Source organism: Devosia epidermidihirudinis (genome assembly GCF_000971295.1).
In the GTDB taxonomy this organism is placed as follows: domain Bacteria; phylum Pseudomonadota; class Alphaproteobacteria; order Rhizobiales; family Devosiaceae; genus Devosia; species Devosia epidermidihirudinis.
On sequence record NZ_LANJ01000021.1, the window covers coordinates 42666 to 59204 of the forward strand.

The 16539-nt window shown below is 60.9% G+C and carries 14 protein-coding genes; 6 read left to right on the plus strand and 8 right to left on the minus strand.

Translation table 11 applies throughout. The features are described from left to right. Position 1 precedes the first annotated feature (1 nt). From WH87_RS14070 to WH87_RS14105, 8 genes are all read right to left on the minus strand, one after another. The gene (locus tag WH87_RS14070; protein ID WP_046140938.1) at positions 2–793 is read right to left on the minus strand and encodes an ABC transporter permease; all 792 of its coding nucleotides are present in this window, start codon (positions 791–793) and stop codon (positions 2–4) included. Next, the gene (locus tag WH87_RS14075; RefSeq protein ID WP_046140939.1) at positions 790–1677 is read right to left on the minus strand and encodes an ABC transporter permease; all 888 of its coding nucleotides are present in this window, start codon (positions 1675–1677) and stop codon (positions 790–792) included. Before WH87_RS14075 ends, WH87_RS14070 begins: the two co-directional genes overlap by 4 nt. A gap of 183 nt (positions 1678–1860) precedes the next feature. After that, on the minus strand, positions 1861–2931 hold the full coding sequence (locus tag WH87_RS14080; RefSeq protein WP_407060049.1) for an ABC transporter substrate-binding protein: 1071 nt from the start codon (positions 2929–2931) through the stop codon (positions 1861–1863). Positions 2932–3257: 326 nt separating this feature from the next. Further along, entirely contained in the window at positions 3258–4349 is a 1092-nt protein-coding gene (locus WH87_RS14085) for a DUF1513 domain-containing protein (RefSeq protein WP_046140941.1), read from the minus strand. A gap of 2 nt (positions 4350–4351) precedes the next feature. Further along, positions 4352–5419: an imelysin family protein gene (locus WH87_RS14090; RefSeq protein ID WP_046140942.1), complete on the minus strand. Its 1068-nt coding sequence runs from the start codon at positions 5417–5419 to the stop codon at positions 4352–4354. Beyond that, the gene (locus WH87_RS14095; protein ID WP_046140943.1) at positions 5419–6930 is read right to left on the minus strand and encodes a di-heme oxidoreductase family protein; all 1512 of its coding nucleotides are present in this window, start codon (positions 6928–6930) and stop codon (positions 5419–5421) included. The genes WH87_RS14090 and WH87_RS14095 overlap by 1 nt, the downstream gene beginning before the upstream one ends. Positions 6931–7019: 89 nt before the next feature. Then, complete coding sequence (locus WH87_RS14100; protein ID WP_052726690.1) at positions 7020–8291, minus strand: imelysin family protein; 1272 nt, start codon at positions 8289–8291, stop codon at positions 7020–7022. A 178-nt stretch (positions 8292–8469) separates the two neighbouring features. Next, positions 8470–9486: a substrate-binding domain-containing protein gene (locus WH87_RS14105; RefSeq protein ID WP_046140944.1), complete on the minus strand. Its 1017-nt coding sequence runs from the start codon at positions 9484–9486 to the stop codon at positions 8470–8472. Between the two features lie 494 nt (positions 9487–9980). Here WH87_RS14105 and WH87_RS14110 point away from each other — a divergent pair, with 494 nt between their 5' ends. The 6 genes from WH87_RS14110 to WH87_RS14135 all read left to right on the plus strand — a co-directional run bounded on the left by WH87_RS14110 (position 9981) and on the right by WH87_RS14135 (position 16353). Then, positions 9981–11252: an ABC transporter substrate-binding protein gene (locus WH87_RS14110; RefSeq protein ID WP_046140945.1), complete on the plus strand. Its 1272-nt coding sequence runs from the start codon at positions 9981–9983 to the stop codon at positions 11250–11252. An 89-nt stretch (positions 11253–11341) separates the two neighbouring features. Continuing rightward, on the plus strand, positions 11342–12322 hold the full coding sequence (locus tag WH87_RS14115; protein ID WP_046140946.1) for a carbohydrate ABC transporter permease: 981 nt from the start codon (positions 11342–11344) through the stop codon (positions 12320–12322). After that, positions 12322–13167 carry a carbohydrate ABC transporter permease gene (locus WH87_RS14120; protein ID WP_046140947.1) on the plus strand — a complete coding sequence of 282 codons (846 nt, stop codon included), beginning with the start codon at positions 12322–12324 and terminating at the stop codon, positions 13165–13167. Before WH87_RS14115 ends, WH87_RS14120 begins: the two co-directional genes overlap by 1 nt. 11 nt (positions 13168–13178) lie before the next feature. Then, on the plus strand, positions 13179–14186 hold the full coding sequence (locus WH87_RS14125) for an ABC transporter ATP-binding protein (RefSeq protein WP_046140948.1): 1008 nt from the start codon (positions 13179–13181) through the stop codon (positions 14184–14186). 174 nt (positions 14187–14360) lie between these two features. Next, entirely contained in the window at positions 14361–15143 is a 783-nt protein-coding gene (locus WH87_RS14130) for a ThuA domain-containing protein (protein ID WP_046140949.1), read from the plus strand. Between the two features lie 166 nt (positions 15144–15309). Further along, the gene (locus tag WH87_RS14135; protein ID WP_046140950.1) at positions 15310–16353 is read left to right on the plus strand and encodes a Gfo/Idh/MocA family protein; all 1044 of its coding nucleotides are present in this window, start codon (positions 15310–15312) and stop codon (positions 16351–16353) included. Positions 16354–16539 lie beyond the last annotated feature (186 nt).

The following is a 16539-nucleotide window of genomic DNA, read 5'->3' on the forward strand; positions in this document are numbered from 1 at the left end:
GTCAGTCGGTCCTGGCGGAGGTGCGGGGGGCGAAGCGGCCGAGCACGTTGATCATGCCCATGGCGCCCCAGGTGATAATGAAGGAAATGATGGCCAGCGCGGCAGGTTCATAGGCGCGGTTGGCGCCGATGTTCTGCAGGTACGGACCGAAGGCCGGACGATTGAGCAGGCTGGCAATGGTGAACTCGCCAATGACGATGGCGAAGGTGAGAAACGCGCCGGACAGCACTGCCACAAGGATGTTGGGCAGGATGATGCGGCCGATGATCTGGGGCGTTTTGGCCCCGGCGATCTGCGCGGCTTCGGTGAGGGTCTGCACATCGATGGTGCGCATGCCGGTGTCGACGGCGCGGTACATGTAGGGCAGGGCGAGCGTGACATAGGCGCAGGTGAGCAGGATGTCGGTGCCCAGCGCCGAGCCGGTGAAGGGAATGATCGAGCTCGAATTGTAGAGCCGGATATAGCCATAGACCAGAATAATGGCCGGGATGATCAGCGGCATCAGGGTCAGGAATTCGACGAAGGGGCGCAGCCAGGGCATGCGCAGGCGCACGAAATAGACCGCCGGAACGACGACCAGAATGCCGACGATAATGGCGAGAATGCCGATCACGACCGAATAGCCGAAGGTGGCCTGAAAGCGCGGATCGGAGAAGACAGAGGCGTAGCTGTCAAAGCTGTAATAACCGCGGCGCATGCGCAGCGAGAATTCGAAGGTCGCAATAAGCGGGACGAGGAAGTACGCCGCGCCAATACCAAAGACCAGCCAGGCCCAGAAACGGTTGCCCTTCATTTCATCCACCTCTCGGCGCGTGCAGAGATGACAAGATAGATGATGTTGGCCACGGCGGTGATCAGGATCATGCCGAGCGCCAGCGCGGCGCCAAGGCCTGGATTTTGCAGGGCATCACCTCGGATCTGGGCGTAGAGCAGGATAGGCACGATGTTGAGCGAGGAACCTGTGAGTGCGTAGGCCGTGGCGATGGCGCCGAAGGCATTGGCGAACAGCAGCGACAGAGTGCCCAGGAAGCTGGGCCACAGGATGGGCAGGCCAATGTAGCGCCAGAACTGCCACGGGGTGGCGCCAAGGGTGGAAGCGGCTTCGCTCCATTCCTTTTTGAGGCCATCAATGGCGGGCGCGATGATCAGGATCATCAGCGGGATCTGGAAATAGAGATAGGTGAGCGTCAGGCCCCAGAAGCTGAGCAGGTTAAACCCAGCCTTGTAGAGGTCGATGTCGAACACCGTCTTGAGAATGATGGTGACGAGGCCGAGGCGACCGAGCGTGGAGATAAACGCGAAGGCCAGCGGCACACCGGCAAAGTTTGAGGCAACGCCCGAAAAGGTCATGACCGCAGAGCGCAGGCCTGCAGGCAGGCGGCCGCGAATGATCGCCAGAGCAACGGCAAGGCCGACCAGCGCGCCAATGATGGCTGAAGCGCCGGAGATGCGGATGGAAATCCAGTAGGCGGCGATGATCTGGTCGGTGAAGAGGCCGGCGATGTTCTCGAAAGTGAACTGCCCGTCGCGGCCAACGAAGGCTGCGCCGACGAGATAAAGCGTGGGCAGGATGAGGAACATCACCGCGAAGATGATGAAGGGCGTGACGCCCAGCCATTCAAACGACAGGCGGCGTCGGGAAGGTGGTGATGCGACAGACAGGTTCGTGGCCGACATTCCAAGCCTTCGTTTGCGCTGCGGGATGGCACAACCGTGCCGGAAACTGATGCCGGTGCGTTGGGGCTGCATGCCACCTCAAGCACCGGGCTTGTCCCCGGGCAGAACCCGAGGACAATTTGTTGATCCTGCCGCACGGGCGGCGGGAGTGGGAGAGCCTAGGCGGCGCTCCCACTGTGAGGCTTACTCGACGTTGGCGCCGACGACTGCGTCCCACTGGCCAGTGATGGTTGCCTTGGCGGCATTCTGCTGGTCGATGGTTGGGAACACGGCCTTTTCATAGGCGGCAGCTGGTGGCAGGGCGTCGAGGAGATCCTGTGGGATCTTGCCGTTTGCAGCCAGGTCGTTGAAGCGGATCGGGTGGCAGTAGCCCTTCAGCCAGCCGAGCTGACCTTCGTCCGAATAGAGGTATTCCATCCAGAGCTTGGCAGCGTTTGGATGGGGTGCGTAGGCCGAGATGGCCTGGATGTAGACGCCGGCGACAACGCCGGTCGCTGGAACGACGATCTCTGCATCAGGATTGCCCTGGAAGCTATCGCGCCATGCGAGCAGGTTGTAGTCCCATGCGATCACGATCGGGGTGGTGCCCTGAGCGAGCGAAGCGGACTTGCCGATGACTGGAACGAAGTTGCCCTTGGCATTGACTTCGGAGAAGAACTTGAGGCCGGCATCGGCTGCACCAGCAGCGTCAGCACCGGCAGCAAGGCCAGCGGCGTAAACGGACTGGATGGCCTGAGCCGAAGCGCGTGGGTCGCCAGCGAGAGCGACAGCGTTGGAATATTCGTCAGCGGTGAGGTCGGACCAGTCGGTTGGGATCTTGGACACGAGGTCCTTGTTCACCAGGAACGCCATCACGCCGTAATAGTCGCCGTACCAGTAGCCGTCAGCGTCCTTGGCATCGTCTGGAATCGAATCCCAGGTCGAGACTTTGTATGGCTGGATCAGGCCATCGGCCTTGGCCTGTGGGCCAAACGACAGACCGACGTCGATCACGTCTGGAGCCTGTGGGCCGGTGTTGCCCTTGTTTGCCTTGATGGCTTCGATTTCGTCGGCCGAGCCGGCGTCTGGGTTCAGCTCGTTGACGGTGATGCCTGGATACTTGGCCTTGAAGCCTTCGATGACGGCGCCATAACCGCACCAGTCGTGTGGCAGGGCGATGGTGGTCAGCTGGCCTTCAGCCTTGGCGGCTTCGTAAAGCGCGGTGAGGTCGGTCTGAGCAAATGCGGGGGCAGATACGGCGAGCACGGTCAGCATCGACACCGATGCGGCCAGCGACTTCTTGAAGGTCATATTCAGTCTCCCTGAAATATTCGTTCGCAAGCGCCCGATTGGCGGGGCCTTGGCGAACTGAGCGGTGGAGTAGAGAGGCGATATGACAGTGCAATGACAGTGGATAAGCAGGATTGTGAATAGCCACAGGATGGCCCAAACCGGCAGCGATCCTCAGCTTGTGCTGTCTTCGAAGTCTCCCATGCACCCTCCCAGTTGCAATTGTGACAGTGCATGTTTGTGACAGTTTCGTCCAGATGGTCAAAAATTTTAGACCGAGGACACTTCAGACTAGTCTTAATGCGATCAGTTTAGATGACGCGCAGCATGTGATTGTCGAAGGCGAAGTCGAACTTTTTCGTCGATCGTTCTGCGCCGGCAATGCCGATCATTTCGCCAAGTCCACTGGTGGCGACAAAGCCCTTGTCGTCGGCGGCGAGACCGCAGCCGCTGCGTAGGGTCTGCACCAACACGGGACGGGTGCCCTCGGTGTCGATGGCGACAAGCATGTCACCTTCTGGCGAGGAAATGGCGACGGTGGTGCCATCGGCAGAGGCGGCGACGGAGCCAACGTAATTGCGCAGATCGCGCAGCGTATCGATGGGCAGTTCGACCAGCTCGATCTTGCCATCCATGGTGGCGTAGCCGACCAGCTGGGGGCTGTCGGTGGGCGTGCCGCGATACTGGCAGCCGAACCAGACGCGGCTTTGTGCGTCGATGGCCATGTGGCGGATGGAAAGCTGATGAAGACCCGCGTCGAGGCGCAACTGACCGACAAGGCTTCCGTCGCGGCGATCCACGAACACTACGGATGGGTCCATAGTATTGAGGTTCAGCTCAGCGCGACCGAAATCGGGATGGGTTTCAATGCCGCCATTGGCGATGACGAGGGTGACACCATCGGGCATCAGCAGCAGCTCGTGCGGGCCGGTGCCATAGGTGGGGAATTCGCCGATGCGCTTATAGCCGTCGCGCGCATCGTAGATGCCGATGACGCCTTGCGCGGCTTCGAAGTCGCTCTCGGTGGCGTAGAGCAGGGTGCCATCGGGCGAGAACACGCCGTGGCCGAAGAAGTGCCGATCTTCGGGGCTGGTGAGGGTGATCGGGGCGACCTTACCGGCGGGGTCGAAGACCACGGCAAAGGTGCCGGGTTGGCGGGCAAAGACCACGCCGCGACCAGCCTCATTGCTGATGGTGATGTCGTGGCCACGGTCGGGCAGGGCGATGGAGGCAATGAGGTCGCCACGCTCGGTGAGCAGGACTGCGCCATATTTGCCGACGCTGGTCTGGACCGAACTGGCAAAGACCACTTCTGAGCGTTCCAGCGCCATGGCCTGGCGCGGCAGCAGGCTCGCGGCAAATCCGGCGCCAGCGGCCTTAAGGAAGGCGCGACGTTGCCACATGGTCAGTCTCCGTCCAGCGAGGAAAAGCCGACGCTGAGGCCCAGTGCGGCAGACAACTGATCTCCGACCAAAGATTGCAGCGAGCTGGTGACGAGGACGAGATAGCTCAGGGCATGAGCCTGCTTTTCGTCGGTAACGGCCTGCTCGACGGGCAGGGTGACAAGATCGATGGCACGCAGGGCGTTGCTGAACTCAAAGGCAATCGAGCCATCCAGCGACTTGTCCTTTTCGGTGACGTCGCGGGCGACGCCGGACTGCTCGATCAGCAGGCGCATGCCTTCGATATTGGCGCGGATCATCGGCAGGGTGAGATCGGAGCGCCAGAACAGGGCCTGTTTGGGTTTTGCAGCGGTGGTGCCCTTGGCGACGAAGGGATTGATGCGGCTGTCGCGGGTAGCTTCGATGCCGTGCGAGACGAGGCCCACCAGGGCTTCGAGCGCTTCGATATCGGTGCGGTAATCGGCGTAGCTGGGCTGCGGATCGATCAGATGGCTGGCAATGCCGTCATCTTTGAGCCAGCCGGCTTCGAGCTCGCCAGCGATCTGGTTGATATTGGCGGCGATGGCCTGGCCGAAACTGCAGCGGAAGGCCCCGTCGGCGGTGACGAGGGTTTCGGAATCGGTGCCGTAGAGGACGAATTCGAGGGCGCCGAAGCCCTGTACGGCGACGCTCTTGCCGCGCAGGGTCGTGAGGTCCGTAGCAGCCACATCGTCATCGGCCAGAATGGCCTGAACCTGACGCAGTGCGATGCCCTTGCGGTCGGGCCAGAACAGCAGACGGTCCGAGCGATTGTCTTCCATCAGCGGGCCGATGCGCAGGAACTCAACCTGCCCATAGGCCGTGGCGGCGGCGCCGAACCTTTCGGTCGCGGTGGTCAGGGCGGTGGCCGATGGGCTGGTGCAGAGCTCATCCATCGCCGCCTCAAGATCGCTGGCGCGGGCCTTGAAGCTGATCATGGCAGGGCGGATCACCGCGTTGACCGCAGTGTCGAGGACCTGTGGAGCAGCAATCGTTTGCGCCATGGCGGGGCCAGCGCAGAGCATCAGCAAGGCAGCGGTCAATGAGCGCATTACAGCGATTCCAGAAATGCGATGAGGTCATCGCGGGTGGCTTTGGACATATTGGCGAAGCGGTCACGCGCGGCCTGAGCCTCTCCACCATGCCAGAGGATGGCTTCGGTGAGGTCGCGAGCGCGGCCATCATGCAGGAAAAAGGTATGGCCTGACACCGTCTTTGTCAGCCCGATGCCCCAGAGCGGCGGCGTGCGCCACTCAAAGCCATTGGCGAGACCTTCAGGGCGATGATCGGCAAGGCCTTCGCCCATGTCATGGAGCAGGAAATCGGAATAGGGCCAGATCAGCTGGAAGCGATGAGCGGGGTTTTCCGCATCGCGGCTAGTGACGAATTTGGGTGTGTGGCAGCTGGTGCAGCCGGCCTCGTAGAACGCCTGCTTGCCGCGCAACACGGCGGGATCATCGACATTGCGCCGCTCGGGAACGCCCACGGTCTGGGAGTAGAAGGTGACGAGATCGAGCACCGGATCGGGCGCTTCGGACGCGCCGAGGCGCTCCTGTTCGCCATTGGGCATGGCGAAGCATTCGGGCTGATTGACCGTGCAATCGCCATAGGGCTTGTTGACCAGCGGCGTTGAAATGCCGATGTCGCCGGCAAAGGCTGCAGCGGACTGGGCCTTGATGGTCGCCTCTCCCGCCTTCCAGCCAAAGCGGCCCAGCTTGACGGTGTTGGTGACCGGGTCGATGGCGTAGTTGGCCTTGCCGGAAATGCCGTCGCCGCTGAGATCGTCGGGATCGGCCAGCGCCAGAATATCCTCGGCGGGGATCTGCTCGATCAGCCCCAAGCCGATCATCGGATTAGCGATGCGCGGGGAGATCATGACGTTTTCGGCGAGCGGGCCGTAATTGAGGTCGGCAATGGAATAGGTGGGGTGGCGCAGCGTGATGACCGTGCCATCGCCCAGGGTTACCGGCGCGTCCTTGTAGTCGATGACCATGCGGCCTTCGGCCTTGAGGCCGGGCACGGCAAAGTCCTGCAGCTGGGTGCCATAGGTGGGGTCACCCGGCTCCTCGGCAAAGATGCCGTCGATGGAGTGGCGGGTGTCGTTTTCGCCGGGGGGCACGGACAGGCGCAGGAACATCGAGACGTTCTCGGCCTGGCCCTCAAAGGGTGGATGGCCACGACCGTCCTTGATGTGACAGCTCTGGCAGCCGCGCGCATTGAACAGCGGGCCAAGACCATCGGACGCCTGGGTGGAGCTGGGGGAGCTGACCCAAATTTTGCGGAATAGGGCATTGCCCAGCTTGAACTGCTCTTCCTGCTCGAAAGTGAGGTTTTTCAGGAAGTGCGAAAAGGAATCCGCATTGGGCTTTTTGGTCGTCGTGCCCTTGCCTGCGGGCCGGTTTTCGAAGGGCTCGGGCTTGCTGAAATCTGTGGTGGGGGCGGTGACCGCGATGACGCGCGCAAGGTCTTCGGGTGGCAGGTCGCTGCGCACGGATTTATCCTGCGCAAAGGCGAGACCGCCCGCGAGAAGGGCAACAAGGGCGACGGTCAGACGAGTTTTCATGAGGCGATGGCCTAGCCGTTCCGGCTCAGACTTTCAAATGGGCTCGGTGTCACCTCCGCGTGAGCAGAGGCGACACCGAAATGGGTGGGTTATTCGAAGACGGCGTCTGGGTTGGACAGGCTGTCGCTGTCTTCGATGGTCACGGCATCTTCAAGGCCAAGCAGGGCAACGGCGCGCTCAATGCCACGGGTCTGGGCGATGAGAGCGTCGATGGCGTCCTGAACAACGGCATTGCCTTCGACATTGCCTTCGCCGATCTGCTGGTCGTAGGCCTCGCCAGCTTCTGCGCGGTCAACCATGACGGTCATCTTGGCGATGGTTTCGTCGAGCAGGCCGGAGAGTTCCTTGTCGAGCGCAGCATCCTTGGCAGCTACGAGCTGGGACATGGATGGCCCGCTAACCACAGTGCCGTCCACGCGGGTATAGGAGCCGTGATAGACGTTGCGGATGCCCACAGCGTCATAGAAGTGGGAATTGTGCGTGTTGTCCGAGAAGCAGTCATGCTCTTCTTCTGGATCATGCAGCAAAAGGCCAAGCTTCATGCGTTCGCCAGCCAGTTCGCCAAAGGACAGCGAGCCCATGCCGGTGAGGATAACCGAAACGCCCAGATCGGGCAGGGCCGCGCGTGCTTCGCCGTCGGCGGTCCAGTTGCCGACCATTTCCTCGAGATCGGAAATCAGCAGCTCGGATGCAGATTTGAGATAGGCGGCGCGGCGATCGGCATTATCGGCGGTCGAGTAATCGGTGTATGGGCGTTCGCCAGCACCGGGGCCGGTGCCGGTGCCGTTGAGGTCCTGGCCCCACAGCAGGAACTCAATGGCGTGGTAGCCAGTGGCCACGTTGGACTCGATGCCAGCGGCTTCCTGCAGGTGATCCTGCAGCAGCTGGGGCGTGATATTGGTCGCGTCGAGTTCAACACCATCAATGATGATCTTGGGGTTGGCGATGACATTGGCCACATAGAGAGGGTTGCTGTCGCTTTCGCTGCCATAGGAGGCATCGACATAGTCGATCAGGCCTTCATCGAGCGGCCAGGCGTTCACGCGGCCTTCCCATTCGTCCACGATTGGGTTGCCAAAACGGAAGGCTTCCGTCTGCTGATAGGGCACGCGAGCGGCCTTCCAGGCGTCGCGGGCAGCATTGAGCGTGGCCTCGCTTGGCGTGGCGATGAGCGCGTCGATGGCTGCGTCCAAAGCCTTGGCGGTGCTCAGCGAATCTTCATAACCAGCCAGCGCCAGGTCTGCATAGTTGTTCAGGATTTCGGCTTCGGCGGGGGCCTGGGCAAAAGCTGCAACGGTGGGGACGGAAAGCGTCAGGGCAATGGCAAGGCTGCGCATTGTGCGCTGGCCAAACGAGATCATGTCTGATCCTCCAGGGTTGATTTGAAACCGGACTACGCCTGTCACCTTCTAAAAGCAATTCAAATTCAATACTTTAGAAGGAATCTAAAGTGAACGTCGGTGGCAAAACTACGCGAGTCGGGAATCTCTCAATGCTTTCCATGCCTTGCGCACTTTGGACGAATTGAAAGGTGTTTGGTTAGCGCGAAACCGGGCCCGAACTCTCACGCAACACCAGCTCCACCGGCCACAGCTCGTGGACATCCTCGGCAGGCTTCCCGGCGAGAATTTGCATGATCAGCTCGCCAATACGTGTCCCCGCCTGACGGATCGAAGAGCGTGTGGTGGACATGGACGGGTACATGTTGTCGGCGTTGAGATAGGGAAAGACGTCGTCGTGCGCGATCATCGAAACGTCTTTGCCGAGGACGAGGCCTGCCTGTCGGATGGCGCGGAAAATGCCCAGCGCCGTCATCATGGAGCCGGCGAGAAATGCCGTGGGGCGCGGACGCTGTTCGAGCATGGCCTGGGCGACGCGGAAACCGGCTTCATCGGTGAAAGGCAGGTTGGCCATCAGGGCAGGGTCATAGGGCACGCCGCGCGCCGACAGGGCGGCGAGATAGCCGATTTCGCGATGTTCGGTGAAGGTGCGGCCCTTGATGCCGTTGAAGAGGGCGATGCGACGATGGCCCAGATCGAGCAGGTGCGCGGTGGCGCGCTCCATGGCGCCGGTATTGTCGATATCGAGCCAGGCCATGGGCTCGGTCATGTTGGTGCGGCCATGCAGAACGAATGGAATTTTGAGTTCCATCAATAGTTTGACGCGCTCATCCATCAGCTTGGGCGAGTGCAGGATAACGGCGTCGACCTTCTGGCTGGCGGCGATACGTCGATAGGCGGCAAGCTCATCCTGCGGGCTGTCGACGGTGGTGAAGAGGATATCCATTTCCTCGGCGGCCATGCGCGCGCCAAGGCCCGCCAGGAACTCGCTCATATGCGGGCCAAGCTCTTCAGCACCGCGCAGCACGACACCCACCGCGCCGGAGCGGCCGGTGGCCAAGCGCAGGGCGCTGGCATTGGGCCGGTAGCCCAGCCGCGCGGCGGTTTCCGCGACGCGCAGACGCGTTGCCTCATTGACTTCGGGATAGCCATTGAGGGCGCGGCTAACAGTGGTCTGCGACAGGCCGAGATGCTCGGCCAGATCTTTCAGTCTCATTGGTGCAACTGGCCCGATGGTTCAGCATGACCAGCGCGTGCGACGCCAACCCCAATCAGGGGTGCAGCGCCCGGTCAGGCTTTGCCTTAGGGCAGGCAGGCCGCCTTGAAAAGCGGTTCCTGCGTCCTCCTCCAAAGATCATTCAAAGCGATTTCAAATTTCGATGCAAGGCCGGAAATGCGGTGCCCAAAAATGAGGTGCGTACATCAGCTTGGGTCTCGTGAAATTTACGAATACAATGGTTACTTCGTCCCAACACTATGATTTTCCATAGTAATTATTCGACGTTGTTCAAAATCGTTAAAATTGAAATGCGGAGCCGCTTGACAGTGATCGGGCGCTCTGGTTCTTTTTGGTTCAAAGCGCTTTGGAAACGACGGGCAAATCCGCTGGTCCAGGGAGCTTTTATGGGAGGGGAGCGAGTTTGGTCGGCGCGGGGCGCAGGCTGGATTGTCGCGCCTTCCGTAGCGTTGTTTCATTCGGGAGGATAACTAATGAAAATCAACAAGCTGCTCATCGGTCTGCTGACCAGCGTCACGCTGGTTGTGGGTGGGGCACAGGCCGCTGACCTGTCCATCGTGTCGGGTGATACCGGCACCGGCCTGGCATTCCTGCGCGGCCAGCTCGACAAGTTCGAAGCTGACACCGGCAACAAGGTGACGGTCGTGCCAATGCCGTCGTCCACCAGCGACCAGTTCGGGCAGTACAAGCTTTGGCTTGCTGCGGGTAACACCGATATCGACGTGTACCAGACTGACGTGATCTGGGCTCCACAGCTGGCAGATCAGTTCCTCGACCTCTCCGACGCCGCCAAGGATGTCGTGGGTCAGCACTTCCCATCGATCATCGAGTCGCAGACCGTGAACGGCAAGCTTGTTGCTCTGCCAGCATTCACCGACGCTCCTGCGCTCTACTATCGCAAGGACCTGCTGGAAAAGTACAACAAGCCAGTGCCAAAAACCTGGCAGGAACTGACCGACACAGCCAAGGAAATCCAGGACGGTGAACGCGCTGCCGGCAATGCCGAAATGTGGGGCTTCGTGTTCCAGGGCAACGCCTATGAAGGCCTGACCTGCGACGCCCTTGAATGGGTGAAGTCGTTCGGCGGTGGCCAGATCGTTGAGGCCGATGGCTCCATCTCGATCAACAACCCACAGGCCGCCAAGGCAATCGATCTGGCTGCAAGCTGGATCGGCTCCATCTCGCCAGAAGGCAACCTGGCCTATGGCGAAGAAGAAAGCCGTGGCGTCTGGCAGCTGGGCAACTCGGTGTTCCACCGCAACTGGCCATATGCCTACTCGCTGGGCAACGGCGCAGACTCCCCGATTGCCGGCAAGTTCGACGTAGCACCACTGCCAGCCGGCGACGGCCCAGACGCACGCTCGGCCGCAACGCTGGGTGGCTGGAACATTGCCGTTTCCAAGTACTCCAAGGCTCCAGACGAGGCGATCAAGCTTGCCCTGTTCCTGAGCTCGGAAGCTGTTCAGAAGGAACGCGCACTCAACCAGTCCAACCTGCCCACGATCGAAGCGCTCTACGACGACGCTGACATCGCCAAGACGCAGCCGATCATCCCGGCCTGGAAGACCATCTTCCAGAACGCCGTGCCGCGTCCTTCCGCACCAACCAAGGCCAAGTACAACGAAGTCTCTTCGCTGTTCTGGAGCGCCGTGCACAGCACCCTGTCGGGCAATGGCACTGCCGCTGAAAACCTGGAAGGCCTGGAAGCTGATCTGACCGACCTCAAGGGCGGCGACAGCTGGTAATTTCTCCCACGTGAAGTGCGGGGCGGGCGGCAGAGAATTTCCTGCTGCCCGCCCTGCGTAATCAAGAGCTTAGTCGGGAGGAGATATTCATGGCGACTGATACCCTGGCGCCCTCTGCCGCAGTTACGGCACCCAAAATCAAATCGGAGCTGATGCAGCAGCGCGCGCGCGCAGCTCGGATTTTCCTGGTGCCCATGTTGATCGCGCTGGCAGTGGTGGCCGGATGGCCCCTGATCCGCTCGATCTATTTCTCCTTCACCGATGCCTCGCTGAGCAACCTCGATGGGGCGCAGTGGATTGGCTTCGGCAATTATCTGCGCTGGACCACGCTGGACAGCGGCGCGGTGCGCTATCGCGGTCTGCTCGCCGATCCGGCCTGGTGGAACGCCGTGTGGAACACGGTGCGTTTTGCTTTCATTTCGGTGTCGTTCGAGGCCGTGCTCGGCATGATCGTGGCCCTGGTGCTGAACGCCGAATTCCGCGGTCGCGGCCTGGTTCGTGCCGCCATCCTGATCCCATGGGCTATCCCGACCATCGTGTCGGCCCGTATGTGGAGCTGGATGCTGAACGACCAGTTCGGCATTCTCAACGACTTGGGCATGCGCCTGGGCCTGCTGAGCCAGAAGGTGGCGTGGACCGCTACTGCTGACACCGCCATGACGGCCGTGTTGGTCGTGGATATCTGGAAAACCACGCCGTTCATGGCACTGCTGATCCTGGCTGGCCTGCAGATGATCCCTAAAGACATCTACGAAGCCGCCGAGATCGATGGCGTGCATCCGATCAAGCAGTTCTGGAAGATCACCCTGCCGCTGGTGCGTCCCGCACTGATGGTGGCGATCATTTTCCGCCTGCTCGATGCGCTGCGTATTTTCGATCTGATCTATGTGCTGACGCCCAATAGCTCGGCAACCAAGACCATGAGCGTGATGGCGCGCGAGAACCTGTTTGATTTCGACAAGTTCTCCTACGGCTCGGCCATGTCGACCATGCTGTTCCTGATCATCGCGCTGCTGACCATTCTCTATATCTGGCTGGGCCAGGTTCGATTTGACGGGGGAGACCGCTAATGGGTGCGACCTTCGACCTCTGGAAACTGACCAAGTGGACGCTGTTCTACCTGCTGGTAGCGGTCATCGTCGTGGTGTCGGTGTTCCCGTTCTACTACGCGATCCTGACCAGCTTTAAGTCGGGTACGGACCTGTTCCGCATCAACTACTGGCCGGACTCGTTCTCGCTCAACAACTATTACAACGTGCTGAACTCGGGCAGTTTCCCGCGCAACCTGCTGAACTCGGTCTTTGTGTCGGCGGTGACGGTGCTGTTGGCGCTGTTCCTGGCGGTCACAGCCTCGTTCGCGCTCAGCCGCGTGCGGTTCCGTGGGCGTGGTCTGCTGCTGCTGACCATTCTGGGCGTGTCGATGTTCCCGCAGATGGCCGTGCTGGCTGGCCTGTTCGAGCTGATCCGTTTCCTGGGCATCTACAACACCCCGTGGGCGCTGATCTTCTCCTACACCATCTTCACGCTGCCGTTCACCGTGTGGGTGCTGACCACCTTCATGCGTGAACTGCCGGTGGAAATCGAAGAGGCGGCCATCGTGGACGGGGCGACGCCCTGGGTCATCATCACCCGCGTGTTCCTGCCGCTGATGTGGCCGGCGCTGGTGACCACAGGGCTGTTGGCATTCATTGGCGCCTGGAACGAATTCCTGTTCGCGCTGACCTTCACATCAAACAATGACACGCGCACCGTGCCGGTGGCCATCGCGCTGCTGTCGGGCAATACGCAGTACGAAATTCCTTGGGGCAACATCATGGCCGCGTCGGTGATCGTGACCGTGCCTCTGGTGGTGCTGGTGCTGATATTCCAGCGCAAGATTGTCAGCGGGCTGACCGCTGGCGGCGTCAAGGGTTAGGGAGAAAAACAATGGCAAGCATTGAGCTTCGCAATATTCGCAAGTCCTTTGGCGCTGTGGAGGTGATCAAGGGCGTGGACCTTGAGGTGCGCTCCGGCGAGTTCATGGTGTTCGTTGGGCCATCGGGCTGCGGCAAGTCCACCCTGCTGCGCCTGATCTCGGGGCTGGAAGACATCACCTCGGGCGACATGCTGTTTGACGGCAAGGTGGTCAATGCGCTGGCTCCGTCCAAGCGCGGCATTGCCATGGTGTTCCAGTCCTATGCGCTCTATCCGCATATGACGGTCTACGACAACATGGCGTTCGGGCTGACGCTGGAGAAGGGGCACGACAAGGCGGAAATCCGCCAGCGCGTGGAAAAGGCCGCCGACATGCTGCAGATCCGGCAGTATCTCGACCGGTTGCCCAAGCAGCTCTCGGGTGGCCAGCGCCAGCGCGTGGCCATCGGCCGCGCCATCACCCGCGATCCAAAGGTGTTCCTGTTCGACGAACCGCTGTCGAACCTCGACGCGGCTTTGCGCGTGGCGACCCGCATCGAAATCGCCAAGCTGCATGAGAATATGCACAACGTCACCATGATCTATGTGACGCATGATCAGGTGGAGGCCATGACGCTGGCCGACCGCATCTGTGTGCTGCGTGATGGCCATATCGAGCAGGTCGGCACGCCCATGGAGCTGTACGAAAAGCCGAACTCCACCTTTGTCGCCGGCTTTATCGGCTCCCCCAAGATGAACTTCATCGGCGGTGAACGTGCCGAGAAGTTCGGCGCCAAAACGGTCGGTATTCGCGGCGAGCACCTGACGATCACGCCGAACGAAGGCACCTGGAGCGGTACGGTTATCCATACCGAAAACCTGGGCGCTGACTCCTATGTCTATCTCGAAATGGGCACCGAGGAGCCTGTGGTAGTGCGGCTCGACGAGGCCAATAGCTACAAGAGCGGCGACACCGTCCATATCTCGCCCATGGCAGACAAAATCCACCGCTTCGACGCGGCCGGAAAGCCCGTGAACTAGGCGATCACATTGCGGTGGTGGCCTTGGGGCCGCCACCAAGATCAGACAATGCCTCTTTTCCCGCCCCACGGACGCTCCCCAATACCGGGGGACGTTTCAGCCTTGCGGGAATGGTGCAGCGAACAGCAGACCGGCCAGTACCTCCCGACTGGCCCTTATATTAGGAGACTAAGAATGCCGATCCGTACCCTGGTGTGGGGCGAAAACGTTCATGAGCAAAAGAACAAGATCGTCGCCGACAATTACCCAACCGGCATGCACAACCAGATTGCCTCGCTCCTGAGCCAGGACAGCAATATCGTCACCAAGACCGCGACCCTGCAGGAGCCGGAACACGGCTGCACGGTCGAGGCGTTGGCCAATACCGATGTGCTGGTGTGGTGGGGTCATGCCGCCCATGGCGAGGTTGCTGACGAAATCGTCGAGCGTATCGCCAAGCGCGTCTGGGAAGGCATGGGCCTGATCGTGCTGCATTCGGGCCATTTCTCGAAGATCTTCAAGCGCCTGATGGGCTCGCCCTGCGCATTGCATTGGCGTGAAGCGGGCGAGCGCGAACGCCTCTGGGTCACCAATCCGGGTCACCCGATCGCCAAGGGCCTGCCAGCCTATTTCGAGCTGGAAATGGAAGAGATGTATGGCGAGCCCTTCAGCGTTCCAGAGCCACTGGAGACGGTGTTCGTCAGCTGGTTCCAGGGCGGCGAAGTGTTCCGCAGCGGTCTCACCTATCGCCGCGGCGCGGGCAATATCTTTTACTTCCGCCCCGGCCACGAAACCTATCCAACCTATCACGACGATACGGTTGGGCTGGTGCTGCGCAATGCAGTCAACTGGGCCTACAACGAGAACCAGTTCCCACAGCTGCTCGAAGCACCGAACACGCCGGTCGATCAGGCCATTGAGCCACTGGTCGAACGCGGTCCCAAGCTGCATCAGGCGGGCGAAGAAGGCCTGAAGTAACCACACGGGCATCTGCCCAATCACAGGGTCACCCCGGCGTAGGCCGGGGTCCATGCTGAGAGCGTAGGCGCGCGGTGCGTCTTCAGCCTGGATGCCGGCCTTCGCCGGCATGACATCGCGCTTTAGGCAATATTGCGGCCGAGGTGCCGCTTAGGGATTTTACACGATGCGGATCCTCATTCTGGGAACCGGCGGCATGGCCAACCAACATGCCAAGCATTTTGCAGCGATCGAGGGCGTCACCCTGGTGGGTGGCGTGGACGTGGATCCCGCGCGCGTCGAGGCGTTTAATGCGGCGCACAATATCGAGCGCGGTTTCGGCTCGCTCGATGCGGCCTTGGCATGGGGTGAGTTCGACGCGGTGGCCAATGTCACCCCGGACTCGATCCACTACCCAACCACAATGACGGCGCTGAAGGCCGGCAAGCACGTGTTCTGCGAAAAGCCTTTGGCAACGGACCACACCAAGGCCATGGAAATGACCGAGACCGCCGAGCGGCTCGGGCTGATCAACATGGTCAACCTGACCTATCGCAATGTCGCGCAGCTGCAAAAGGCGCGCGAAATCGTGCAGTCCGGCCAGGTCGGCAAGGTCAAGCATTTCGAGGCGAGCTATCTGCAGAGCTGGCTGGTCAGCAAGGCCTGGGGCGATTGGCGGACAGAGTCGCAGTGGCTGTGGCGTCTGTCGAAAAAGCACGGCTCCAACGGCGTGCTCGGCGATATTGGCGTGCATATCCTCGACTTTGCGACCTATGGCGCGGGCAGTGATTTTTCCAACGTGTTCTGCCGTCTCGAAACCTTCGAGAAGGCCGAGAACAACAAGATCGGCGAGTATGACCTCGACGCCAATGATAGCTTTGCCATGACGGCGCAGCTGGAAAGCGGTGCTCTGGGCGTGGTGCATGCGACGCGCTGGGCAACGGGCCATTTCAACGAGCTGCGCCTGCGCGTTTATGGCGACAAGGGCGCCATCGAAGTGCAACACCGCCATGACTGGAGCAAGCTGCTCACCTGCCTTGGCGATGACATCGAAACGGGCACCTGGACTGAGGTTGATGTTGATCCGGTGCCGACGAACTACATGCGCTTCGTCGAGGCGTTCCGCGCCGGCAAGAACCTTGAGCCAAGCTTCCGGCACGCGACCAATATCCAGAAAGTGCTGGACCTGGCGACGGTCACCGAACGGGACCGGACTGAACACAAAGTCTGAGTTTTGGTTTGAATGTGAAGGGGCCCGCAGTGATGCGGGCCTTTTTTGTTTGGGAGGCGGGGGATGGGTGCTGGGGCTGGCTTTGCTCGGTCGTCACCCTCGGGCTTGACCCGAGGGTGTTTGGGCAAGTGAAGAGCCCTCGGGTCAGGCCCGAGGGTGACGAGCGGGCAAAGCCAGCCCCAGCAC